At 68.7% G+C, this 23,519-nt stretch carries 23 protein-coding genes; 13 read left to right on the top strand and 10 right to left on the bottom strand.

What is annotated here, in order from left to right; all coding sequences use genetic code 11:
- Nucleotides 1–224: 224 nt before the first annotated feature.
- Nucleotides 225–902, top strand: a complete 678-nt coding sequence (locus K4G53_RS07655; RefSeq protein WP_221385118.1) for a GntR family transcriptional regulator — start codon at nucleotides 225–227, stop codon at nucleotides 900–902.
- Between the two features lie 204 nt (nucleotides 903–1,106).
- Complete coding sequence (locus tag K4G53_RS07660; protein ID WP_221385119.1) at nucleotides 1,107–1,358, top strand: hypothetical protein; 252 nt, start codon at nucleotides 1,107–1,109, stop codon at nucleotides 1,356–1,358.
- Here the strand turns inward: K4G53_RS07660 and K4G53_RS07665 are convergent, their stop codons facing one another.
- The 4 genes from K4G53_RS07665 to K4G53_RS07680 form a co-directional block, all read right to left on the bottom strand.
- Nucleotides 1,359–1,607: a hypothetical protein gene (locus K4G53_RS07665; protein ID WP_221385120.1), complete on the bottom strand. Its 249-nt coding sequence runs from the start codon at nucleotides 1,605–1,607 to the stop codon at nucleotides 1,359–1,361.
- A gap of 13 nt (nucleotides 1,608–1,620) precedes the next feature.
- Entirely contained in the window at nucleotides 1,621–1,779 is a 159-nt protein-coding gene (locus tag K4G53_RS07670; RefSeq protein WP_221385121.1) for a hypothetical protein, read from the bottom strand.
- Entirely contained in the window at nucleotides 1,772–2,410 is a 639-nt protein-coding gene (locus K4G53_RS07675) for a hypothetical protein (RefSeq protein WP_221385122.1), read from the bottom strand. The genes K4G53_RS07670 and K4G53_RS07675 overlap by 8 nt, the downstream gene beginning before the upstream one ends.
- A 97-nt stretch (nucleotides 2,411–2,507) precedes the next feature.
- A complete protein-coding gene (locus tag K4G53_RS07680) occupies nucleotides 2,508–2,942 on the bottom strand; it encodes an ester cyclase (protein ID WP_221385123.1) in 435 nt (144 codons plus the stop codon).
- Nucleotides 2,943–3,110: 168 nt separating this feature from the next.
- Between K4G53_RS07680 and K4G53_RS07685 the strand changes: the two genes are divergently transcribed.
- A complete protein-coding gene (locus K4G53_RS07685) occupies nucleotides 3,111–4,160 on the top strand; it encodes a LuxR family transcriptional regulator (RefSeq protein ID WP_221385124.1) in 1,050 nt (349 codons plus the stop codon).
- 17 nt (nucleotides 4,161–4,177) lie between these two features.
- Complete coding sequence (locus K4G53_RS07690) at nucleotides 4,178–5,107, top strand: CPBP family intramembrane glutamic endopeptidase (protein WP_221385125.1); 930 nt, start codon at nucleotides 4,178–4,180, stop codon at nucleotides 5,105–5,107.
- Between the two features lies 1 nt (nucleotide 5,108).
- Here K4G53_RS07690 and K4G53_RS07695 read toward each other — a convergent pair whose 3' ends face one another.
- From K4G53_RS07695 to K4G53_RS07705, 3 genes are all read right to left on the bottom strand, one after another.
- Nucleotides 5,109–5,849 (bottom strand): hypothetical protein, encoded by a 741-nt coding sequence (locus tag K4G53_RS07695; protein ID WP_221385126.1) that lies wholly within the window; start codon nucleotides 5,847–5,849, stop codon nucleotides 5,109–5,111.
- Nucleotides 5,850–5,922: 73 nt separating this feature from the next.
- Complete coding sequence (locus K4G53_RS07700; protein WP_221385127.1) at nucleotides 5,923–6,813, bottom strand: potassium channel family protein; 891 nt, start codon at nucleotides 6,811–6,813, stop codon at nucleotides 5,923–5,925.
- 75 nt (nucleotides 6,814–6,888) lie between these two features.
- The gene (locus tag K4G53_RS07705) at nucleotides 6,889–8,565 is read right to left on the bottom strand and encodes an FAD-binding dehydrogenase (RefSeq protein ID WP_221385128.1); all 1,677 of its coding nucleotides are present in this window, start codon (nucleotides 8,563–8,565) and stop codon (nucleotides 6,889–6,891) included.
- Between the two features lie 108 nt (nucleotides 8,566–8,673).
- Between K4G53_RS07705 and K4G53_RS07710 the strand changes: the two genes are divergently transcribed.
- From K4G53_RS07710 to fdhF, 5 genes are all read left to right on the top strand, one after another.
- Nucleotides 8,674–9,888: a glycosyltransferase gene (locus K4G53_RS07710; RefSeq protein WP_260323428.1), complete on the top strand. Its 1,215-nt coding sequence runs from the start codon at nucleotides 8,674–8,676 to the stop codon at nucleotides 9,886–9,888.
- A 153-nt stretch (nucleotides 9,889–10,041) separates the two neighbouring features.
- Nucleotides 10,042–11,430, top strand: coding sequence for an OFA family MFS transporter (locus K4G53_RS07715; protein WP_221385129.1), 1,389 nt, complete (start codon nucleotides 10,042–10,044; stop codon nucleotides 11,428–11,430).
- A gap of 1 nt (nucleotide 11,431) precedes the next feature.
- The gene (locus K4G53_RS07720) at nucleotides 11,432–11,575 is read left to right on the top strand and encodes a hypothetical protein (RefSeq protein ID WP_221385130.1); all 144 of its coding nucleotides are present in this window, start codon (nucleotides 11,432–11,434) and stop codon (nucleotides 11,573–11,575) included.
- A 176-nt stretch (nucleotides 11,576–11,751) separates the two neighbouring features.
- A complete protein-coding gene (locus tag K4G53_RS07725; protein WP_221385131.1) occupies nucleotides 11,752–13,500 on the top strand; it encodes an NAD(P)H-dependent oxidoreductase subunit E in 1,749 nt (582 codons plus the stop codon).
- The gene (fdhF, locus tag K4G53_RS07730) at nucleotides 13,497–16,226 is read left to right on the top strand and encodes a formate dehydrogenase subunit alpha (RefSeq protein ID WP_221385132.1); all 2,730 of its coding nucleotides are present in this window, start codon (nucleotides 13,497–13,499) and stop codon (nucleotides 16,224–16,226) included. The genes K4G53_RS07725 and fdhF overlap by 4 nt, the downstream gene beginning before the upstream one ends.
- On the opposite strand, the gene K4G53_RS07735 is transcribed toward fdhF, so the two are convergent.
- The gene (locus K4G53_RS07735) at nucleotides 16,168–16,599 is read right to left on the bottom strand and encodes a DUF2177 family protein (RefSeq protein ID WP_221385133.1); all 432 of its coding nucleotides are present in this window, start codon (nucleotides 16,597–16,599) and stop codon (nucleotides 16,168–16,170) included. The two genes, fdhF and K4G53_RS07735, sit on opposite strands and share 59 nt — an antisense overlap.
- A gap of 194 nt (nucleotides 16,600–16,793) precedes the next feature.
- Here K4G53_RS07735 and K4G53_RS07740 point away from each other — a divergent pair, with 194 nt between their 5' ends.
- From K4G53_RS07740 to K4G53_RS07750, 3 genes are all read left to right on the top strand, one after another.
- Nucleotides 16,794–17,663 carry a DUF1295 domain-containing protein gene (locus tag K4G53_RS07740; protein ID WP_221385134.1) on the top strand — a complete coding sequence of 290 codons (870 nt, stop codon included), beginning with the start codon at nucleotides 16,794–16,796 and terminating at the stop codon, nucleotides 17,661–17,663.
- A 254-nt stretch (nucleotides 17,664–17,917) separates the two neighbouring features.
- Complete coding sequence (locus K4G53_RS07745) at nucleotides 17,918–19,006, top strand: hypothetical protein (RefSeq protein WP_221385135.1); 1,089 nt, start codon at nucleotides 17,918–17,920, stop codon at nucleotides 19,004–19,006.
- Nucleotides 19,003–20,847 carry a hypothetical protein gene (locus K4G53_RS07750; protein ID WP_221385136.1) on the top strand — a complete coding sequence of 615 codons (1,845 nt, stop codon included), beginning with the start codon at nucleotides 19,003–19,005 and terminating at the stop codon, nucleotides 20,845–20,847. Before K4G53_RS07745 ends, K4G53_RS07750 begins: the two co-directional genes overlap by 4 nt.
- Before the next feature lie 164 nt (nucleotides 20,848–21,011).
- On the opposite strand, the gene K4G53_RS07755 is transcribed toward K4G53_RS07750, so the two are convergent.
- The gene (locus K4G53_RS07755; RefSeq protein ID WP_221385137.1) at nucleotides 21,012–21,680 is read right to left on the bottom strand and encodes a hypothetical protein; all 669 of its coding nucleotides are present in this window, start codon (nucleotides 21,678–21,680) and stop codon (nucleotides 21,012–21,014) included.
- A 185-nt stretch (nucleotides 21,681–21,865) separates the two neighbouring features.
- Here K4G53_RS07755 and K4G53_RS07760 point away from each other — a divergent pair, with 185 nt between their 5' ends.
- The gene (locus K4G53_RS07760) at nucleotides 21,866–22,702 is read left to right on the top strand and encodes a DUF1524 domain-containing protein (protein ID WP_221385138.1); all 837 of its coding nucleotides are present in this window, start codon (nucleotides 21,866–21,868) and stop codon (nucleotides 22,700–22,702) included.
- Nucleotides 22,703–22,724: 22 nt separating this feature from the next.
- On the opposite strand, the gene K4G53_RS07765 is transcribed toward K4G53_RS07760, so the two are convergent.
- Nucleotides 22,725–23,495 carry a YoaK family protein gene (locus tag K4G53_RS07765; protein WP_221385139.1) on the bottom strand — a complete coding sequence of 257 codons (771 nt, stop codon included), beginning with the start codon at nucleotides 23,493–23,495 and terminating at the stop codon, nucleotides 22,725–22,727.
- Nucleotides 23,496–23,519 lie beyond the last annotated feature (24 nt).

Raw genomic sequence — 23,519 nt, forward strand, 5'->3', positions numbered from 1 at the left:
AGACCCACAGCGCCGATGGTACTGCACCCGGGAGGGTGTGGGAGAGTAGGACACCGCCGGACACACACCAATGGTCGAGGCCCCAACCACACGGTTGGGGCCTCCCACATTTAAAACACCACGCACCAAACACCAGCCACCACCAAACGCCCCATTCCCGGGACGCCCAAGCGACCGCCTGTCGGTTGTCCGGGCACGCCGCCGGAGGCCTATATCGTGGAGCCATGACGTTTGACGAGGTGTTGGCTGATCTGCAGAACGAGGCCAGGACCACCAAGCACGCCGAAACCGGGCTTTGGGTTGCCGCACAGCTCCGCAGCCGCATCGAGGCGGGACAGCTGAAGCCCGGATCCAAGCTCGCCGAGGAAGCACTCCGCGAAGCCCTGGGGGTGTCCCGCAACACCCTCCGGGAGGCGTTTACCGCCCTGCACGCCGAGCATATCGTCACGCGCATCCCCAACCGCGGTGTCTTCGTGGCCCGCCCCACGGCAGCAGACATCCGCGAGATCTACAGGGTCCGCCGGTTTCTGGAGCCCGCGGCAGTGCTGTGGTCCGGGGATGCGCCGCTGGGCCCCCTCAAGGAGATCATCCGCCGTGCCCGGGCCGCGGCCGCCAAGGGCGACATTCCTGCCATGGCCGGCGCCAACCAGGACTTCCACCGTGCGCTGGTCAACCGTGCCGGCAGTGAGCGCCTGAATGGGCTCATGGACCAGGTGCTCGCGGAGATGCGCCTGGTGTTCCACTCCATGGCCGCCGACCCCGCCTTCCACGAGCCCTATGTGGAGGACAACGCCAGGATCGTGGAGCTCCTGGAGGCCGGGGAGCCTGCCGCGGCAGCGAACTTCCTTGCCCGCTACCTGAACCGCGCCGAAACGCAACTGCTCGCCGCCGTCGACCGCTAATGATCATGTGCGGGCCGGCAGTCACAATTGGTTGCCCGGGCCCGGGCGGGCATGCGCGCCCCGCCGCGGGGTAGTCTGGCTTCACCACGCAGGAGTGCGTGACCTGGAGCAGCGGGCAGGGTTGTAATGAGCTGGCCATCCGCCCGCGACGCAAGGAACACCCATGCACCACAACCAACAGAACCACGTCCAGGAGCCAGGGCAATGGTAGGGCCCGCCGCTACCCTTCGGCCACGAAGGAAACGGGTCCGGCATCCCCGCCTGGCAGTGGGGGACAGTGTCCGGTACAGCGAAGGAACCCTTGCCGGCACCGGGGTCGTGGACGCCATCACGGCAGACTATTCCATCATCTGGGTATGGACCGACGACGGCTACGGCCGCCGCATGTTCCTCCAAGGCTGCGGCAGCATCGTCTCCTCGCTGGCTTCCGCCGACCAGGAGGCTGCGGCCGGCTGATCAGGAGTCCTTCCGCGCATCCCCGGACGATCGACCAGACCGGGTACGTTTCCTGCGCAGGAAATCCCGCCTCACCAGCACCAGCACCACGGCCTCAAGGATGAAGAAGGCGCCGAGAGCAACCCAGTAGCCAAGCATGGCCTGGACGGCCACGAAGGCCACCAAGCCGGGGCCGAGAGCAACCACGAGGATGGTGACCGGTGAAAGATCCTGGGAGCTTGCCGCCATCCAGTCCGGAGGGGTGTTCACCCTGCGCCATGGCCTATGCGCCATCTCTGTCCAGCTCCGCGGCGTGGCGCCGCCGCCGCTCGTCAGCCTGGCCGATCCCGTCCCGGACCGCGGCACGCACCACGGCGTACAGGATGTAGAAGAAGACGGCGACGAAGACCGCGTACAGGACAAGCCCAGTGAAACTACCCATTGCTGCTGCCCTCCCCGGGCCAGTACTGCTGAACGCCGGAAGCGGCATCCCGCAGCCGGCCGCCGTCGAGCGTGATGGACGTTTCGTCGAGGCCGAAGTCGGTCCACTGGGCAAACAACCGGAGGTCGCCGGCAGGGGGAAGCGGCCACAGCCAGAGGGTTCCGGTGCCGGCAAGTTCGTCATCGCCACCGCCGCCGCCGCCGTTGTTGAGGGAAAGCGTTGGAGGCGCTGGCTGCCCGCCGGTGCCCATGAGCCCGTACGGCACCTGATGGCCGGAACTGGCCCTCGAACCGTCGGGAAGCTGGACGCCGAACATCAGCGCGGACCGGGTGGCCCTGCCCTGGTGCATGCCCATGGGCCGGAAGAACAAGCCGCGCCTTTCATCCCAGGCCTCCTCGTCTTCTTCCCCGCGGCGGAAGACCCACGACAGGTTGAACGACACACCCGTTGAGAACACCTCGGCACTTCGCAGCGCGACGACCGTCGTCGGGCTGCGGTGCAGGAAGGCGCCGAGGTGCACAACGGCCGACAGTTCGTAGGCTGGCGGGGCGGCCCACGGCGGCGGGGCGTGCCGGGCGGCACGGGGCCGGGGCGGCAGGGGAGGGACGGGAAAATCCTGGAAGAAGGCCACGGTGTTCCTTTGCATTGGCCGGCGACCGACCAGCGGAAACGGCAGCAGACACCGCCCTGGATCCCCCAATCCGTCCTTACCCGGCCAGTCTAGCCTCCTACTGCCTGGACGGTTCCGGGAGCAGCCCGAGCTGTCCCAGGAGTTCCATCTGGTCGAAGTAGGCACGGTATGCGGTGATCGCGCCGGCCTCCACCCTGGCGACGTCGCAGCTCCTGACCCGGACCTGCCGGCCGGTGGGCGGAATTGTCCCGCCGGTGGGCAGGTTGAGCGCCCCGGTGTTCGTACCCGTCACGAAACCTTCATCGATGGCAACGTTCCCGGCCTCATGCTTGTCCACGAACTCGTACCTGACGTCCGGCATGGCCTCCCAGAAATGGAAGTAATAGTCCGCGATTGCCGCGCGTCCGGTAATCTCACCCTGGTCCGGCGTGTCCAGCACCGCGTCGGCGGCATAGCAGCCAGCCAGCGCATCCTTGTCCTTCGACTCCATGGCCGCCATCAGCCGGTCCATGACATCGCGTGCCTGTCCCATTGCAACCTCCTTTGATCCGGTGACGCCGGGCCTGGTCCGGCATCCCATAAGGGAAAAGTACGACGGCGGCACGCACCGCCGCGATCCCCTCACCGGGGGTTTCGGGGTGCTTGGGAGCCCCCCAAATTAGGGGATTGCCGCCCCGCCGTCCGGGACGATACTTGAGGTATGTGGGAGGAGCGCGCGGAGCGTGCCCGGCGGGACATCGCAGCACTGGCTGCCGGCGGGATGGGCCTGGCAGACCTCTACACCTCGGCCCTCGCCGTCGTGCAGCGCGAGGTGCCGTTCGAGCAGGGGTGCTGGGCCGCCGTCGACCCCGAATCAATGGTCATGACGTCCATCACCAACTGGCAGCCCTGGCCGGTGGGCAAGGACCAGTACGAGGAGTACAGCCTCCGTTTTGCCCAGACCGAATACACCGGACAGGAACCCAACACCTTCGCCGAGTTGCTGCGCCGGCCGCATGCCATCGCCAGGATGTCGGACGCGCCGCACCGGGAGGTGGTGCGCAGCGTCCGCATCAACGACCTGCTCAAGCCGCAGGGCCTGGAACACGAGCTGCGGGCGGCGTTCCGCGTGGACGACACGTGCTGGGGAGTGGGCAGCATTTTCCGCGACGGCGGCCGCGACTTTACCGACCGCGAGCTGGAATTCCTGGACGCGGTGACAGCCACCCTTGCGGCCGCCACCAGGGTCGCAGTCCGTGTGGCGCACCCGGTGCGGCAGGCCGCCGTCGGACCCGTCATTGTCCTGGCCGGGCTGCACGGCGAGCTGCGCGCGGCCACCTCCGCGGCCGCCACCTGGCTGGCCGAGGTGGAGGAAGCCGCCCCCGGCAGGTTCAGCATGACGCTCTATTCGGTCGTGGCGCAGGCGCATGCCGCTGCCTCCGGAACGGCGCGGGCGAGGATGCGCGACGCCGGGAACAACTGGGTGGTGCTGCAGGCCAGCCGGCTGATCACCGGGGACGACCCCGAGCAGATGGTGGTCACCGTGGAGCCCGCCACCACCCATGAAGTGGCCAGCCTGCTGCTGATGGCGTACGGGGTTACGGCCCGGGAGCGGGACGTCTGCCTGGAGGTGCTGTCCGGAAATCCGACGGCGGACATCGCCAGGCACCTGTTCATCTCCCCGCACACCGTGCATGACCACCTGAAGTCGGTCTTCGAGAAAGTCGGCGTTGGGAGCCGGGGGGAGTTGGTGGCCCGGCTCGTGGCCTGAAACGCGGGGAGGTTCCCATGCATGCCCTGGCGACATCGGTGCGCAGGCATCCGCTGCCGTGGTACTTCGCCGTGACCTTCACCCTGTCCTGGGGCGCCATAGTCGCGGCCGTGTGGGCCGTCACCGGCGGCCTCTCGCCGACGCCGGAACAGTTCCAGCTCACCATCCCCGCCACGGTGCCGGCGATGCTGCTGGGACCCGCGGTGGCCAGCCTGGTCCTGACCGGAATCGTGTCGGGACGGGAAGGGTACCGGGACCTGTGGGCCCGGCTGGTGAAGTGGCGGGTCGAGGGCCGCTGGTACCTCTTCGCCCTGCTGGTCGCACCAGTAACGCTGGCCGCTCCCGTGCTGGTGCTGTGGATGTCTTCCCTGAATTATGCGCCGAGGATTGCCACGGGGCCGGACAGGGCAGGGACGCTCGTCACGGCAGTCGTGCTGGGGCTGGTGGTCGGGCCCCTCGAGGAGATCGGCTGGACGGGGTTCGCCATTCCCCGGGCAAGGCAGCACTTCAGCGTTCTCTGGACAGGGCTACTGGTGGGGGTGCTGTGGGGTGTCTGGCACTTCTTCGTCAACTACTGGGGCGGTGGCGGGACGAACGGCGGCGTGCCGCTGGCGGTCTTCATGTCGCTGTGGGCAGCCGCGGTACTCGTCGGCCAGCTGACGGCCTACCGGGTGCTCATGGTTTGGGTCTACGACCACACGGGCAGTGTGCTCGTGGCGGCGCTGATGCACGCGAGCCTGGCGGCATTCCAGTTCATCCTCAACCCGACGACGCCCGGAGTCCCCCAGCAGGTCTACCCCTGGGGGCAGGCGGCCACCACGTGGCTCGTGGTTGCTGCCGTGGCGCTGACCAGCCGGGGCGAAACCATCGGCCCGCGCCGTTTCCGGCCCATCCACATCCGGATACCGCACAGGTCATCGCGCAGGTCATCGCACAGGCGGAGGTAGCCTACGGGCTGCTGCGGGCGGTGGCCGGAAGGTGCTGCGCGGGATCGAACGTGTCGAAGGCCGAAGCGCCGATCACGAAGATGCCCCGCTGGGGAATCCAGAAATCGCCCAGCCGGGTCTGGGCGGGCAACGGCTGCGGGCTGCCGAGGTCCTCGCCGCCAAGGGTTGCCGAACTGCGGGAGATGAACCACATGCGCCGCGGTTTGGCCCGGAATCCCTGCTTGTTGGGAACGCGGCCCGCTAGTCCGAGCCGGCCCGCGCCGAGCATGGGCCCGGCAGCGGCACTCATGGCCTTGAGGAACGCTGTGTTCGAGAGGAGCGTGTGGGGCAGCGCGCCCATGATGGCGCTCATGGAAGTGGTTACGGGAGTGGCCGCCAGCTCCACCGTCCAGGTCAGGTCCACGTCGTCACGGCCGATCGTGGCGGTGAAGGCGTTATCCGCCGTCCAGCTGACATCGACGCCGCACTGGACGGCGTCGTCCAGGGCAGCACCGAAATAGCGCGCGCAGGAGACCTCGGGCCGGGCGTCGGCGTAGATGGTCCACCTGCCGGTTGGCCGGCGAAGCCAAACGGAGCTGTAACCCGGCCCTACGCTGGTCACGGGGAAGCGCCGCATGGCCAGGACGTGTCCGGAGCTGAAGGGAAGGCCCATGACGCCGTACCCGGAAAACCGCTCGTCGCCGCCCGGGGTGAGCCTGGCGTTCTGTTCCGCTTCGAGGGCCTGCGCCCGGATGCTCTTCATGGCTTCCCGCCTCCGGGTCGATGGTGGGCTGAGTCTACGCCTGGGCACTCACAGCGACAACGGACAGCGGCGGCTACCGCCCGGGCTCCGGCCGTCGCCGGTGCCTGTGGTGGAGCTCGTAGTGGTCGAAGACATCGGAGGACGATTCGCCCACGTGGCCGAACTTTCCACGGAGGACGCCGGCCAGGTCATCAAGCGCGGCGAAGAGCATCCGGCCGGCAAACCTCAGTTCGGGGTTGTCGCTGGCCTGGGCCTCGGACGCCAGCTGGTGGGCGTAGGCGATGGTCGCCGGCAGGGAACCCCGCTGCTCCACCTCATGGAAGTAGTAGGTTTCGTGGAATGACACCAGGTCGATGCTCACGGACGCCACGTTCTCGGCCATCGATTCCAGCAGACCCGCAGCGTGCCGGGCTTCCAGGGAGGAGATGCCGGACGGCCCCGCCGCTTCCCGGAACAGGTTGAGCCGGTGGGCAAGGGTCCGGCGCCGGCTCAGCGCCGGGTAGGTCTGCAGGATCCAGGAGACTGTGGCCGTCAGCAGGCCGAAACCGGCCACGGCCTGGAACGCCATCACCAGCCGGAGCAGCGGGTGTGTGGCGACGATTTCGCCAAAGCCGGCGGTGGAGAGGGCCACCAGCGAGATGTACAGCGCTTCCGAGAAGTCAGCCTGCGGTGTGACGTCGGGCGAGTAGGAAAAGCCCTCCGGCAGGTGCGGGAGGTAGAGCAGGGCCCAGCCCACCGCCGCCAGGGCAGCCCACGCAGCGATCACGGCAGCCATGGCCAGCGGCGCGGCGATGGAGGATGCCCCGCCCCGAAGTTTCCTGGAAAGCAGCCAGAACCCGCGCATGATGGTGCGGCCCACCGGCCCCGAGCCGTGGGGATACAGCAGGGTATGGAAGACGTCGGCGACCATCAGAAGAATCAGCGCGGCACCCACTGCGGTCAAGAGCGCGTCCTCGAAGTCCATGCCCCATCTTAAGTGCGCAGCATCCAGGGACGTGGAGCGGACGACGGCGGCGCGGGGCCAGGGTACGAAGCCTGGTCAGAGCGCCCGGGCGAGTGAGCGGCCCACGGTGAGGCCGGTGAAGATGCAGCCGCCCAGGAACGTTCCTTCCAGGGCGTTGTAGCCGTGGGCACCGCCGCCGCCGAAGCCGGCAGCTTCCCCCGCCGCATAAAGGCCGGGAATCGGAACGCCGCTGTGCCCAAGGGCTTGGCCGTCAAGGTTGGTCTGGATCCCGCCCAGCGTCTTCCGCGTCACCACATGCAGCCGGACCGCGATCAGCGGACCGGCGGCCGGGTCCAGGATCCGGTGCGGCTTCACGGTGCGGAACAGCCGGTCTCCCAGATAGCGCCGGCTGTTGCGGATCCCCGCCACTTGGATGTCCTTGGAGTAGGGGTTCCGGATCTCGGCGTCGCGCTCCTCGATCTGCCGCCTGAGCTGGGCGTAGTCCAGCAGCGGCTGCTCCGTCAGCCTGTTCATCCCGCGGACCAGGTCCGCAAGGTTGTCCGCCATCACGAAGTCCGCGCCGTGCTCCTTGAACGCCTCGATGGGAGCACCCGCACCGCGGCCCAGCCGGGTCCGGAGCAGCAGCTTGAGGTCCCGGCCGGTGATGTCCGGGTTCTGCTCGGAGCCGGAGAGTGCAAACTCCTTCTCGATGATCCGCTGGTTGAGGATGAACCAGGAGTGGTCGTACTGCTGGATGTCCGGGGTGGTCCGCAGCAGCCGCAGGGTGCCCAGGGTGTCGTAGCCGGGCAGTCCGGGGGAGGGGAGCCTCCGGCCTAGGGCATCGAACCAGAGCGAGGACGGTCCCGGCAGGATCCGGATGGCGTGGTCCGGCCAGATGGGGTTCCAGTTCTGGATTCCCTCGGTGTAGTGCCACATCCGGTCGCGGTTCACCAGCCGGACGCCGGCGTCATCGGCGATGTCCAGCATCCGCCCATCCACGTGCGCCGGCACCCCGGTGACCATCTTCCGCGGCGGTGTCCCCAGCCGCTCCGGCCACCAGCGCCGCACCTGCCCATGGTTGCCGCCGATCCCGCCGGAAGCAATCACCACCGCCTGGGCCCGCAGCTCGAACTCCCCGACGATGTCCCGGTTGGAGGACACTCCCCGCGGAGACGCATCGGGTGCCAGCACCGAGCCGCGCACCCCGGTGACCGTGCCGCCGTCGTACGTTAAACCGTCCACCCGGTGCCGGAAGAAAAACTGGACGCGTCCTGCCGACTCAGCCTCCCGGGCACGCGTGGCGAAGGGCTCCGAAACCCCGGTGCCGGTGCCCCACGGAACGTGGAAGCGGGGGACCGAGTTGCCGTGGCCGCCGGCCCTGCCGTCCCCGCGTTCGGCCCAGCCCACCAGGGGCGTGAACCGGATGCCGTGCTCCCGCAGCCATGCGCGCTTCCCGCCGGCGGCGAACTCCACGTACGCGCGGCCCCACTGCCGCGCCCACTCGTCCTCGGGATGCGCGCCCGAAAGCCGGTCCCACTGCGCCGAGCCCTGCCAATCCTGCCACGCCAGCTCGAAGGAATCCTTCACGCCCAGGCGCCGCTGCATCGGGGTGTCCACCAGGAAGAGCCCGCCCAGCGACCAGAACGCCTGCCCGCCCAGGCTGGCCTCGTTTTCCTGGTCCACGATGGCCACGCGCCTGCCGGCCCGGACCAGCTCGTTGCTGGCCACCAGCCCGGCCAGCCCGCCGCCGATGATGATGACGTCCGCGTCCATGCGGCACCTGCTTCCAGCTTGCTACTGACGGGTACCGGTCCAACGTACAGCAGTGGCCGGGGCCCTTGTATGCTGTGGTTTCTACAGCCCGGAGGGGAGCGCTGCGCAATGAAGATCATGCTGCTGACTGCCGGATCGCGTGGAGACGTGGAGCCCTTCTTCGCGTTGGCCAGGGCCGCAGGTTCACGCGGGCACCAGGTCAGGACCGCCATCCCCGAGAATCCCGGAGCGGACCCGGCTGGCCTTGACACCGTCAGCCTGCACATCGACTTTGCCCAGCTCGTCGGAGACCGCGGCGTCTCACCCCGGGCCGGGGCCAGGGCATTCCGCACAGTGATCCGCCCAGCCATGGCCCGGCTCCTGTCAGCTGCCGTGGAGCACATCACCGCCTTTGCTCCGGACGTTGTGGTCTACCACCCAAAGGTCCTCAGTGCTCCAGCCGCCGCACGCAGCCTCGGCATACCGTCGGTGCTGGTGGAGACAGTTCCTTCGCTGACCCCCACCCGTGAGTTCCCCGCACCCTTCATCACCACCCGCAACTTGGGCCCTTTGAACCGCGCCAGCTACCGGACATCACAGCTGGCTGCCCTGATGTTCCGGCGTGAGCTGGGAAGCGCCGTCCACGCCCTGCCACCCGGAGCAGGGCCTCACACCGTGCCCCTGTGGAAAGCGGGACCCGATGCCACCGCGATCCCGGTCAGCCCGCAGCTTCTGCCCCGCCCCGCCGACTGGCCCGCCAGTGTCCACCTCACCGGCCACTGGGCGGCGGAACCACCCGCCGCCAAGCCGGATCCGGAACTGGAGGAATTCATCAACGCCGGGCCCTTTGTCTATGCGGGATTCGGCTCCATGAAGGCAGGCGACGCAGCGGCGCGGGGTGAAGTGATCATCGCCGCGGCCCGCAACAACGATTTGCGGACACTGGTCGCCGAGGGCTGGGGCGGCATCAGCGTTGCCCCCGGCCTCAGGGGCTCCGATGTTTTGGTCAGGGAATCGGTGGCACACCACCTGGTCTTTCCGCATGCCGTGGCAGCCATCCATCACGGCGGCGCCGGCACTGCCCATGCCGCAGCCCGGGCAGGGATTCCGTCCGTGGTGGTTCCCTTCATCGCCGACCAGCCGTTTTGGGGCCACCTGCTGAACCGGGCCGGGCTCGCACCGAAGGCCGTTCCGTACCGTGCACTCACCGCGGCCCGGCTCAGCCGCGCACTGGCCCAGACCCCCGCCCTGCGCGGGCAGGCCGCGGAAACCGGGGCACGGATGCGGGAGGAAGACGGCACCGCCGCCGCGGTTGCCCTGCTGGAAACCCTGGCCGTGTCCTAGGCAGGAACTGCCCGCTCACCGTAAAAACACCGCCGCTCGGCGCGCCAATAGTACGTTTGCTGATGATCTGCCGCATGATGGCCGAAGGCAACGGGCCCGGGTATGAGCCATTAGCCTCTGGACACCGTCGTCTCCAACAGCAAGGGAATCACCATGGGCTTCCTGGACCGTGACCACACTATCGCCCCGCCGGGCTTCAACCGTTGGCTCGTCCCGCCGGCCGCGCTCGCCGTCCACCTCTGCATCGGCCAGGCCTACGCCACCAGCGTCTACAAGACAGCGCTGGTCAAGCACTTCGGCGCCAGCCTGACCGAGATCGGCGTGATCTTCTCCATCGCCATCGTGATGCTGGGCCTGTCCGCCGCCGTCATGGGCACCTGGGTGGACCGGAACGGCCCGCGGAAGGCAATGTTCACCTCGGCAATGTTCTGGGTGGGCGGCTTCCTCATCGGCTCGCTGGGCATCTTCACGCGCCAGCTCTGGCTGGTCTACCTGGGCTACGGCGTGGTGGGCGGCATCGGCCTGGGAATCGGCTACATCTCGCCCGTGTCCACGCTGATCAAGTGGTTCCCGGACCGGCCCGGCCTGGCCACCGGCATGGCGATCATGGGCTTCGGCGGCGGCGCGCTGATCGCCAGCCCGGTATCGCAGGCCCTGCTCAAGGCATACGACCCCAACTCCGGCGCCCAGGGCTGGGTGGCCAGCGGCGACGCCGTCGGGAAGCTCTTCCTCACCCTCGCCGTCGTCTACCTCGTGTACATGCTCTTCGGCGCGTTCACCATCAAGGTGCCCGCGGACGGCTGGCGGCCCGCCGGGTTCGACCCCGCGAAAGTCAAAGCCGCAAAGCTGGTGACCACGGAGAACGTCTCGGCCAAGAACGCCATCAAGACGCGCCAGTTCTGGCTGGTGTGGGTGGCGCTGTTCTGCAATGTCACCGCGGGCATCGGCATCCTGGAGCAGGCGGCGCCCATGATCCAGGACTTTTTCCGGCAGACAGACGGCAAATCACTCGTGAGTGCCGGCGTCGCGGCGGGCTTCGTGGGGCTGCTGTCCATCGGCAACATGGCGGGGCGCTTCGCCTGGTCCGCCACCTCCGACCTCACCGGCCGCAAGCGCATCTACATGGTGTACCTGGGCGTCGGCGCGGTGCTCTACACCATCCTGGCGCTGGCCGGCTCCAGCACCACCATCCTGTACGTGGCGCTCGCCTTCGTCATCATCTCGTTCTACGGCGGCGGGTTCGCCACGGTCCCGGCGTACCTGCGCGACCTCTTCGGCACCTTCCAGGTGGGGGCCATCCACGGACGGCTGCTCACCGCCTGGTCCGCCGCCGGCGTGGCGGGACCGCTGATCGTCAACGCGTTCCTGGACGCGCAGGGCAAGCCCGGCCAGCTGAACGCCGCCTCCTACCAGCCGGCGCTGCTGACCATGGTGGCGCTGCTGGTGGTCGGCTTCGTGGCCAACCTGCTGGTCAAGCCCGTTGATGCCCGATTCCACGAGCCCCGCACCGACGCGCGGCACGAACCTGCCATGGAGGCCTGAGATGAACACTGTTCCCCACAACGGTCAGCACGCCACTGTGAACACAGCGCCAGGGAAGCTCGCCGTCGGCTGGGCCCTGGTGGGCGTGCCCCTCGCCTACGGCGTCTACGAGACCCTGACCCGGGTGGCGGCACTGTTCGGCTGACCCCTCCGCCCCCGGACGTGCCGCACTGGCCCAGTTTTGGGTGACCGTCTGTTCGCCCTCCCTTGGATTCCCGGCAGCCCACCGGTGAAAACTGGGCCAGTTCGGCGCGGCGCGCCAAGCACGCGGGGACTTTGGACCCTTCCCTGACCTGTCCGGCAGGGACGAAGGTTGGGGGCATGCAGGAACCCCGGCACCTGGGCCCCCCAACCGATGGCACGCTGGACCGGAACACCGACGATCCGTTCCGCAGGTATGCCGCCCGCTTCGGCCGGGACATTGACGGCGTCCCTGACTCGTTGCGCCAGTCCCAGTCCGCGCACATGGACGCCGCCAGCACCGGCATTGCCCGCGAGCTCGGCCTGCCCGCGGCTGCCGTGGAAGGCCCGGCATCCTTCTTCGCAGATTTCACCGTGTCCCACGGAGCCAGGCACGTGCGGGTGTGCACTGCAGCGGCCTGCTTCGCGGCCACCGGCGGGACGCACCTTGCCGGGGTGGAGGCAGCACTCGGGGTGCAGGCGGGGAGCCGGAGCGGGGACGGGTCCGTTTCCCTCCAGGAAGTGCATTGCCTGGGCTACTGCTACTCCGGACCAGCGGCGCTGGACGGCGGGGACGCGCATGCCGGGCCGGACCTGGCCGACCAGCTGCGTGGAACGGCGCCCCGCACGGCCCCATCCATCCCGGCGGCAAGCAGCAGCCGGGTACCGGTAGTGACCGCCGGAATACTGGGAGAGTCCCGGCCGTGGTCTGTCTGGCCGGGCGTCGCCGCCTCCGCAGTCCCGGGGGACGTGCTGGCCCAGGTGGAAGCCGCGCAACTCCGGGGGCGGGGAGGGGCCGGATTCCGCACCGCAGCGAAGTGGCGGGCCGCCCTTGAACATCCAGGTCCCCGGGTGGTGGTGGCCAACGGTGACGAGGGGGACCCGGGTTCGTACGCGGACCGGCTCCTGATGGAACAGGACCCGCACCGCGTGCTGGAAGGCCTGGCGCTTGCCTGCTTCGCCGTCGGTGCGGACTCCGGCGTCGTATTTGTCCGGTCAGAGTATCCGCGTGCCGCTGCCAGGCTGCGGGAGGCAGTGGCAGAAGCCCGCTCCGCCGGCTACCTTGGCCCGGACGCCGTGGGCACCGGGACCGGCCTGGACATCCAGGTAGCCGTGGGAGCCGGTTCCTACGTGTCCGGCGAGGAAACGGCATTGCTTAACGGGCTTGAGGGCCTCCGCGGCGTGGTGCGTCCCCGGCCGCCGTTCCCCACGGCGCACGGCCTGCACGGCAGGCCCACCGTGGTGAACAACGTGGAGACGCTCTGCGCGGTCCCGTGGATCGTGGATCGCGGCGGTGCCGCATATGCGGAACTGGGGACGGCCGACGAGTCCGGAACGGTGCTGACCTGCCTGTCCGAGCGGTTCCTCCGCCCGGGCGCCTACGAAGTGGAGATCGGCACCCCCGTGCGGCGGATCGTGGAGGACCTTGGCGGCGGACTTCGGGACGGAAGGACGCTCCGTGCCCTCCAGATCGGCGGTCCGCTGGGCGGCTTCCTGGGCCCTGGCGATCTCGATATCCCGCTGAGCGAAGCGGCACTGTCAAGGCATGGCGCAGCCTTGGGCCACGCCGGAATCGTCGCCTTCGATGACCGGCTCACCGGCGGCCAGGTGCTGCAGAATCTGTGGGACTTTGCCGCGGAGGAGAGCTGCGGCCAGTGTTCGCCGTGCCGGGTGGGCACGTGGCGGGGACGTGCCCTGGCCGGGGCGCCGGAAGAACCGGCACTGCCGGGAGACCCAGAAGGGCGGCCGGATGAAGCCGTTTCCAAACGGGAACGCAGCGAAGTGCTCCACACCATGGCGGCGGGCGGCCTGTGCGCCTTCGGACGCCGGGTGCCGGCAGCGGTGCGGAGCCTCGCCCGGGTCTACGGGCTGGCCGGGTGGCAGGCATGAGGGTCTTCATTGACGGCCACCCGGTGGACGTGCCGGCCGGAGCAACGCTGCTCGATGCCGTGCGTGCCGCAGGCCTGGAGATTCCCACGCTGTGCCACGACGACCGGCTCAGTACGGTGGCCTCCTGCCGGACCTGCCTGGTGGACATCACCGGCCGCGGCCTCGTGGCGGCCTGCAGCACCCCGGCCCAGGAGGGGCTGCACATCGCCGTCGACGCCTCCCGGCCCGACCGGCGGGCTGCGCTGCAGGCCATCGTGGCGGGACTGCCGCCACGGGCGCTGGACGTTGACCGGAGCGAGCTGGCCCGGGACTGCGCGGAGTACGGAGTGGGTGCCCCGGCCGGCAGTGTTCTGCTCCCGGTCCGCGGTGTGGACCACTCGCACCCGTACGTCAAGCTCGACCGGGACCTTTGCATCGCCTGCGGGCGGTGCGTCCGCGCGTGCGCCGAAATCCAGGGCACGTTCGCGCTGACGCTGGTGGGCCGGGGAGCCGGGACGGTGGTGGCGCCCGGGACGGGTGGGCCCTGGGCGCAGTCCGACTGCGTCTCCTGCGGGGCCTGCGTGGACACCTGCCCCACCGGGGCATTGTCGGAACCCGGGCTGCTGGACCTGCAGGCCACAAGTGGGCAGCGGGCAACCCAGGAGCGGGCAACCGAACAGCTGACGACGACGACCTGCGGCTATTGCGGCGTCGGCTGCACTTTGGAGGTGGCCACCCGGGACAACACGATCCTCACCGTGAAGCCCGACGGGAACGGGTCCCTCAACCGCGGGCACGCCTGCGTCAAGGGACGCTTTGCCCACGGATTCCTGAACTCGGCGGAGCGGCTCAGCACGCCCCTGATCCGGCGGAACGGGGCGCTGGCTCCCGCAACCTGGGACGAGGCCATCGGGTTCGTGGCTGCCAGGCTCACCGCGGTCCGGGACGCGGACCCGGACGGATTCGCCCTGATCTCCTCGGCCCGGGCCACCAATGAGGAGAATTACCTGGCCCAGAAGTTCGCCAGGGCCGTCATGGGCACCAACAACGTGGACAACTGCTCCCGCCTCTGCCATGCCCCGTCCGCAGCCGGCCTGGCTGCCGCCTTCGGCCTGGGCGGCGGAACCAACCCGTTCGATGACCTGGATGCCTGTGACGCTGTCCTGCTGGTCGGGGCGAACCCGACGGCGGCGCACCCGGTGGTGGGTTCGCGCATCTTCCAGCGCGTCATGGATGGGGCGCGCCTGGTGGTGGTGGACCCACGCCGGACCTACCTGGCCCGGCACGCCGATGTCCACCTCCGGCCACGCCCGGGAACCAATGTGGCCGTGTTCAACGGCCTGGCGCATGTCCTGGTCCGGGAAGGGCTGGTGGATTCCGCCTTCCTGGCGGCACACGCCACCGGCTATGAGGAACTGCGGGTGCTGCTGGACGACTATCCGCCGGACCGGGTGGCGGCGATCAGCGGTGTCCGGGAGGATGACCTGGTGCGGGCAGCCCTGCTCTATGGGGAGGCAGCAGCGCCGGCCATCTTCTATGGACTGGGCGTGACGGAACATAAGCACGGCACGGACGGCGTCCGGACGCTGTCCAACCTCGCAGTCCTGCGGGGCGCCGTCGGCCCGGGTGGCGGCGGCGGTGTGAACCCGCTGCGCGGACAGAACAACGTCCAGGGCGCCTCGGACATGGGGGCGTTGCCGGACCTGCTGCCCGGGTACCAGAAAGTCACTGACCCTGCAGCGCGGGAGCGGTGCGCAGCGGCCTGGCGGGCCGAGGTGCCGGCCCGGCCCGGTCTTCGGATCCCGCAGATGTTTGCCTCCGCCCGGTCCGGGGAGCTGAAGGCGCTCTGGGTCATCGGAGAGGACGTGCTCACCACCGACCCGGACAGCACAGCCGTCCGCGCTGCCCTGGATGCCTGCCCTCTGGTGATCTGCAACGACCTGTTCCTCTCCGCGACGGCCGCTGCCGCCGACGTCGTATTTCCTGTGGCCGCATGGCTGGAAAAGGACGGCACGTTCGTCAACTTTGACCGGCGCTTCCAGCGCGTCCGGGAGGCCGTTGCACCCCCTGAAGGTGTCCGCACGGATTTCGAGGTGCTGCACGCCGTCGCAGCCCGGATGGGAACCGGCCTGGGGTGCGCAACGCCGGCCGACGCCATGGCGGAATGCGCTGTTGTGGCGCCCCTGTTCGGCGGTGTGTCGCATTCCCGCCTGGACCGGGAGGGGCCGCTGCACTGGCCGTGCGGCTCCGCCGGTTCCCCTGGAACGCCCCGGCTGTACCAGGACGGCTTCGCCACGCCTGACCGGCGGGCGCACCTCGCCGCCAGGCATTACCTTCCGCCCGGGGAGGAGTGCGACGGGGAGTTCCCGTTCCTGCTGATCACGGGGCGCAGGGCGGAGCATTACAACTCGGGGAGCATGACGCGCCGCACGGCGAACCTGCGCCTGCTGGGCCGGGAGACGGTCGACGTCGGGCCGGACGACGCCGCGGCACTGGGCCTGGGCGGCGGGGACACCGTGCGGGTGGAGAGCCGTCACGGGGAGGCCGTACTCCAGGTGAGGATCACCGATGACGTGGAGCCCGGCCAGGTGTTCGCGGGCTTCCACTTCCCGGGCGCCGCAGTCAACGGACTCACCTCGCCGGTGGGGGACGAGGCCACCGGCTGCCCGGAGTACAAGGTCACCGCGGTCAGGCTGGACGCACCTTCCGGATCCGGCCGCGCAGGACCGATGCAGCCACCAAGGTGACCAGGCTGCACGCCGCAGCGCCCCAAAGGATGTCCGTGACGGCCACCAGCGCTGTGAAGTCCTTCAGCACGGCGAACCCGGTCAGGGCCCAGGTGGCGTAGGTGAAAAACCCGAACAGGGCACCACCCGCAACCCGCTGCCGTAGGGTCGCGTCCGGGCTGTTGGGCCGCACGCCGTAGTGCACCATCCCGGCCACGAAGATGGCATAGAACAGGACCGCACCAGCCAGGTTGGCCCGGGGCGCCAGCAGGCCGCCGATCTGGCTTTGGTACAGCGGATTGGCCACCAGCAGGATCCAGGCGACGTCCAGGGCCGCGAATATCAGGGCCGTGACGACGTACGTGACCAGCCAGTTCTTGGTGCGGGGGCTCATGCGGGGCTCCTGGGGTTGGTAGAACTTACAGAAGCAGTTCGGTGCCGCCAGGGGGCCGGACGGTGTGGAAGCGGCAGAAGGTGGAGGGTGTCGTTTCGCGGGAGCCCACCCATACATCACCGTCCCCGCTCCGAAGACCAAGTGAACAGTGCCGTGCAGCAGCGCGCGGCAGGCCGTGAAAGGACCGCACCTGCATGAACGGAAACAGCCGCAAGGCCATTATCAGCGTCCTCGTGGCCGTGGTGGTGGCGGTGCTCATCGCCCTCGCCGGCAGCCAGGGCGGGTCGAGGATCGGCGGGTTCCCGGTGTTCGCGCTGGGGGTTGCGGCCGCGTTCGTGATCCAGTGGCTGGTGTTCATTCCCTCCTACAAGGCGCAGACGGAGAAGTTCTACGACCTCACCGGTGCCCTGACCTACATCTCCATCACCGTGTTCCTGGTGCTCGCCTCCCCGGGAGTGGACGCCCGCGGCATGCTGCTGGCCGCCATGGTGGTGCTGTGGGCGGCACGGCTGGGCAGCTTCCTGTTCCTGCGCATCCGCAAGCACGGCAAGGACGACCGCTTCGACGAACTCAAGCCGGACTTCTTCCGCTTCCTGAACACCTGGACCATCCAGGGCCTGTGGGTGGTGCTCACCGCGGCGCTCGCGTGGGTGGCCATCACGTCGGACAGGAAGGTGGGCCTGGACGGGTTCTTCTGGGCGGGCCTGCTGGTGTGGGCCGCGGGCATCACCATCGAAACCGTGGCGGACCTCGAGAAGACCCGTTTCAAGGCCGACCCCGCCAACAAGGGCCGGTTCATCAGCACGGGCCTGTGGTCAAAGTCCCGCCACCCCAACTACTTCGGCGAGATCACGCTCTGGGTGGGCGTGGCCATCATCGCCCTTCCGGTGCTCCAGGGCTGGCAGTGGGCAGCCCTCATTTCCCCGGTGTTCGTGACCCTGCTGCTGACCAAGGGCAGCGGGGTGCCTCCCCTGGAGAAGAAGGCCGACAAGACGTGGGGCGGCCAGCCGGACTATGAGGCCTACAAGAAGACAACGCCCGTGCTGGTGCCGAAGCTTAAGTAGCGAACGTACGACGGCGGCACCCGGCTTGGGTGCATCGGCCCAGGTTAGGGGGATATCCCCCAAGTACGGGCGGGCCCGGGAATTAGGTATCCCGTACTCGTGACTTGCGGTTGGCCCGGGTCCTAGCCTCATAGGAACAGGGCCGCCATGGCCGTGGTCGATTGTGCCGCAGATGCTGCTGGGAATCTGGGGCTCAACTCCGGGGAGCAACATTGCGGGACTACGGAATTTCTCAGAAGGGCGGCCGCAGGACTGTGCGGCCCCAGGCATTGCTGACGGCCGCACTGCTGGCAGTTGAGGGCGCGGTGGTGATGATGCCCATTGCGGCGTCTGCTGCCCAGGCCGACCTCCCTGCCGCCACGAACTGTTCGGCCCGGCTGCTCCCCGGACTGGGTGGCCGGGGCAGCAACGCGACCGCGGCGAGCAGCAATGGCCTGGTGGTCGGCATCGCCGACACTGCCGGCGGCGAGTCCGCGCCGGTGCTCTGGCGGAACGGGCAGGCCACCGCGCTGTCGATCCCGCTGCAGGCCGTCGCCCCCGCCTCGGTGAACAAGGACGGCGTGGTGGTCGGCACGGGGTATGACCCCCGCCAGGAAATGCTGGTGGGATGGTGGTGGCAAAACGGCCAGTACCACCCGCTTCCCGTCAGCCCGGGCGACGTTGCCATGCCGTCGGCGGTCTCGGATGGGGGAGTCGTCGCAGGGGTTTTGGTCGCCAGCGAGGACCACGCGGACGGTCCGGGCGCCGACGAGGACGAGCATCCCGCTGTCTGGCCCAGCGTGACCGCAGCTCCCCGCGAGCTTCCGCTGCCCGCGGGTGTGCGGGGCGGCCATGCGTTCGCGATCGGCCCTGACGGCACTGTGGGCGGGGTGGCGCTGGGTGACGACGGCGGTACACCGGTTCTGTGGGCACCTGACGGTACGCCGAAGGTGCTGCCGGCCCTCGCCGGACGGGGCGGCGTGGTGCTCGCGATCGACCCGTCCGGGCAGGCGCTCGGCCAGAGCGCCGTACCCGAAGGAACACACGCTGTCGCCTGGGGCGCGTCGGGCCTCATCAGTGACCTCGGCGCAGCCGCCGCAGGCCCCGCATCAAGCGCGCAGGCAGGCGTGGCGGGAATCGCCGTCGGCGCCGGCAGCACGCCGTCGTACCGGGGGTCCCGCCCGCAGGCCGTGATGTGGATCGGCAAGAGCGCCCGCATCCTGCCGCCGGGTTCGGACGGCCAGTTCACCGGGGTGTCCGGAGGGGCGACCTCCGTGTCACGCCAGGGCGGGCCGACCGTCGTCGTCGGATATTCCGCGGCAGCCAACGGGCTGCGCCGCGCCACCGAATGGAGCTGCCCATGAACGGCCGCCGGCGCGTGCGCCACCCCTTCCGCCGGGTCCTGGCCGTTGTCCTCGGCCTCGCACTCGTCCTCGCCAACGTGTACTTCCTCGCGACGTCGCGGGAGACCAAGGCCACCGCTGCAGCGACGGTGAGCCTGGGGTTCGTCGGCGATACCGGCGGCAACACGGTCACGGGCAAGGTGATCGACGCGGCCCGCAACGCCGGAACCGCCGCGTTCTTCAACCTCGGCGACATGTCCTACTCCCAGATCACCCCGGAATCGTCCTGGTGCTCGTTCGTCACGCAGCATGCCGGAACGATGCCCTACGAGGTGGTGTCCGGGAACCACGAGGACAACGGACCCGACGGCGTGTGGTCCAACTTCGCCGCGTGCCTGCCGGACAAGCTCGGTTCATCGGGCGACTACGGCCAGCAGTTCTACACGGACTACCCGGCCACCAGCCCCTTGGTGCGGGTGATCATGGTGTCCCCGAAGCTGACCTTTGACGGCACCACCAAGGACTGGTCCTACAAGGCCGGCACGCAGGGTTACCAGTACGTGTCCTCGACCATCGATGCGGCGCGGGCTGCGGGGATCCCGTTCGTCGTGGTGGGGATGCACATGTACTGCCTGTCGATGGTCAACTACCCGTGCGCTGCCAGCCCTGACCTGATGAACCTGCTGGTGGCCAAGAAGGTGGACCTGTACCTGCAGGCGCATGACCACGCATACGCGCGCAGCTACCCGCTCGCCCTCAACGGCAGCTGCACGGCCATCCCGGTCAGCAGCTTCAACCCCGACTGCGTTGCGGACACGAACCCCACCGGCCAGTTCGCCGCCGGCACCGGGACCATCCTGGCCACCGTCGGTTCGGGCGGCAGGTCGATCAACAGCGAGAGCAATACGACGACGGCTCCGTACTTCCAGAGCTTCATGGGCAGCAACAACAACCCGACGTACGGCTTCCTGAACGTGTCAGTGACGGACACCACGCTGAGCGGCAGCTTCGTCCGCGCGTCTGGCGGGACCTACACCGACAGCTTCACGCTGACCAGGCCGGCGCCGTCACCGAGCCCGACGCCTACGCCGACCCCAACAGCGACCTCAACAGCGACGCCGACGCCGACCCCAACAGCGACCTCAACAGCTACGCCGACGCCAACACCGACCCCAACGCCGACGGCGACCCCGGTCTCTGTCAGGTCCTCCACGACGGGGGCCGGCGAGCTGACTGCCTCCGGCTCGTACACGCCCACCCTGCCGGCAGGCTGGCAGCCGGGTGACACGGTCTTCCTGTTCTCCCAGGTGACAGTGTCCGGCTCGGCGAACGTCACCACTCCGGCGGGATGGACGCGGGCCATCGCTGACTTCACAAGCGCCAGCTCCGCGTCGGCGCACCAGGCGGTCTGGTACCGGGTGATGCAGTCCGGCGACACCGCGCCGAGCGTGCCGGAGCCCGCCTCCCGGTATGCCTGGGCCACGGTGGCCGTGCAGGGCGCCAACACGACGACGCCGCTGGATGTCACACCCGCCACTGACACCAACAGCGGGGTGGCCTACCCGGACGTGCGGGCGCCGTCCGTCACGCCGGTGACCGCCGGCGCGCTGCTGTTGACCGCACACGGCGTGCGGAACGGCACCAATTCTGCGACCACGTCGTTCACTGCGCCGGCGGGGACGAGTGAGCTCGGCGACGTGTCGTCGAACATCGCGGCAAAGTCGAACGCGGCCATCGAGGTGAACAGCCTCGCCCTGACCGATACGTCGGCCACCGGCACGAAGACGGCCACCGCGGCCTCGAGTTCCGGGACGCTCATCAACCAGTGCGGCTCGGCGATAGTGGTGCGCCCAGCCTCGTGACCGGAGCGGGAAGCCTGGCTGCCGGTTAGGCAGGGTTCTTCAGGTCAGGACTCACGACGGCGGCACCCGGTTTGGGTGCCGCCGTCGCCGTGCCTGCTGCGAGCCGCCCGCATCCAGCGCGGATGGACTCTCAGCTTGAGCCGGGTCGAGCCTTGTTCGCCCAATTAGTTTTGCCGGGCCGAAAGAACTTCCTGAATACGGTTGAAGTATGTCCGAGAATGGATTTCCCACCAGTCATTTGGGTCGTAGGCAAAGGCAGTATTTCCAGGAAGCTCAATAACAGCTCCCATGGTGAGCGTGCAGCCGGTAGGTGTGGGCTCGAGTCGATAGGTATAGCGCCGGTTAGCTTCGTCCTGTGCAATCGGCCTCGTCGTTGCCCACCACGGGCTTTCCTCGCCAATGACTTCGATAATTGAGACGGAGCCGTCGCGGTTGATGAAACACTGTTGCTCCCCTACGCCCGGAGGCGTGCCGGGAACAGTGAAGGCCCGCTGTGCATCTGAGAGGAAGACCGCGCTTTCAGCAGGGCGAATGAGGGACCAAACTGTGTGGGCGTCGTGGTCGTATGAGGCAGAGGCATGCAGGCTGTGAACTCTTCCCGGTAGGTTTGCCGCACCTGCTGGTGGCTCCTGTACGAGCCCCATCCGTTTGTTCTTGCGGTTAATCGCTGCTCCAAGAACGAGTATGGCCACGTACATCGACATGGCAACTGCAAAAATTGCTATCTCAATGTCTTTTCGGCCGAAGTGGCCTACCACAAGGGCGAGTACGAGTATGGAGAGGTAGCCAGCAAAAAACAGGGCATTGTGAAGGATTTTGAAAATTGTGACCACCCCCTCATTATCAGATAGCTGAATTAGCCTGCGTTGAATATCGCCACAGGATTCGCGCAGGAATTGGGAAGAGTTGGCCCAGTTCGGGGAAATCGCTCGTAGGCGGCCGATAAGCTCGTCCGTGGCGTCGGCAGCCGTGGAGCCCCGACCCTCTCAACTCTCGTGCACACAAACTGGGGAACTGCATGTCCGCGACCTTGCCCGCAACTTTGCCCGCGTCCGGCACCCGCTGGGCTGCCGCCGTCGTCCTGTCCGCCCTGCTGGCGCTCTTCGGCGGAAGCCTGCCAGCCGTTGCCGCAGACACCACCACGGCTTCGGACCTCCTCGAGACCCTTCCCGTGAAGGGCCGCGCGCCCAAGACGGGGTATGAGCGCTCGCTGTTCGGACCCACCTGGGCGGACGTGGACCGGAACGGCTGCGACACCCGCAACGACATCCTCAACCGGGACCTGACGGACATCACGTACGTCAACAGCGTCCCCTGCACGGTCAAGACCGGCGTGCTCGCTGACCCGTACACGGGCACCGTCATCGACTTCATCCGCGGCACCACCACCAGCAGCGCCGTGCAGATCGACCACGTGGTGGCACTCAGCGACGCCTGGCAGAAGGGCGCCCAGCAGCTCACCACCGAGCAGCGCACGGCGTTCGCCAACGATCCCCTGAACCTCCAGGCCACCGACGGGCCCACCAACCAGCAAAAGGGCGACGGCGACGCCGCCACCTGGCTGCCCCCGGCCAAGGGTTTCCGGTGCGAGTACGTCGCGCGCCAGGTATCGGTGAAGGCGCGGTACAGCCTGTGGGTGACGCAAGCCGAGCACGACGCGATCGCGGGCATGCTCGCCGGTTGCCCCGGGCAGCCGGCGCCGACGTATGTCGCAGCCGCTTCCAGCACCACGGTGGTCTACTACGCCAACTGCGCCGAAGTGGTGGCTGCCGGAGCAGCGCCGCTCTACGCAGGAACGGCCGGGTACCGCTCCGGGCTGGATGGCGACGGCGACGGGGTGGCCTGCGAGGGGTAGCCGCCGTTTCTGCGGCTGGGGCCTACGCCTCGGCCTGGGGGTCAGGTCTTACGACGCCGACGCCCGGGCTGGGTGCGGCCGTCGCCGTGTCCGCGGCGTGTGGGGGAGAGTGCCGGTTGGTGGCACTCCAGCCCAGCAGGGCGACCCCAAGGGTGAGCAGCGCCGTCAGCAGCACCCCGAGCCCAATGTGGAGCTGCACGAAACCTGCGCCCACCGCAGCGCCGGCCATGATGAGCCCGATGGCCGCAAGCCGCCGCCCCCAGAAGGGGTGGGTGCCGGCGCCCAGGCGTGAGTCGGCGGCCAGGCCGGTGATGGTGGAGGTGACCACCACAGTGGGGACGTCCCTGACGTTGAGGTGACGGGCGGTGGCGGCCTGCCCGCCCATGGTGACCGCCAGCGTGCCGGTGATGGCAACCGTCAGGACCTCGTTGTGCCGCGGGTTGACCCCGATCAGGAGAAGGATTGCCACAACCGCCATGACGGCGCTGACACCTACCAGCAGCGTGGTGGTGCGGCGGTTCCAGCCCGCGCTGCTGAGCCGCAGTGCACGTCCGGAGATCATGGCACCGGTCATGAACCCGGCCAGGGCCACGATGGGGCCAAGGATGGGAAGGTTGTCGCCGCCCAGCAGTGCCATGCCCAGGATCACCACGTTGCCTGTCATGTTTGCCGTGAACACCCGGTCCAGGCCCAGATAGCCCACCGCGTCCAGCACGCCGGTTGAGAACGTGAGCACTAGCATGAGCACCAGGTGCATGCTGGGCGGGTGGGCGGGGAGGAAGCGGGCGGGCATGGGTATACCTTTCGGCCGTCCTGG

It is taken from the genome of Arthrobacter sp. MAHUQ-56, assembly GCF_019710585.1.
In the GTDB taxonomy this organism is placed as follows: domain Bacteria; phylum Actinomycetota; class Actinomycetes; order Actinomycetales; family Micrococcaceae; genus Arthrobacter.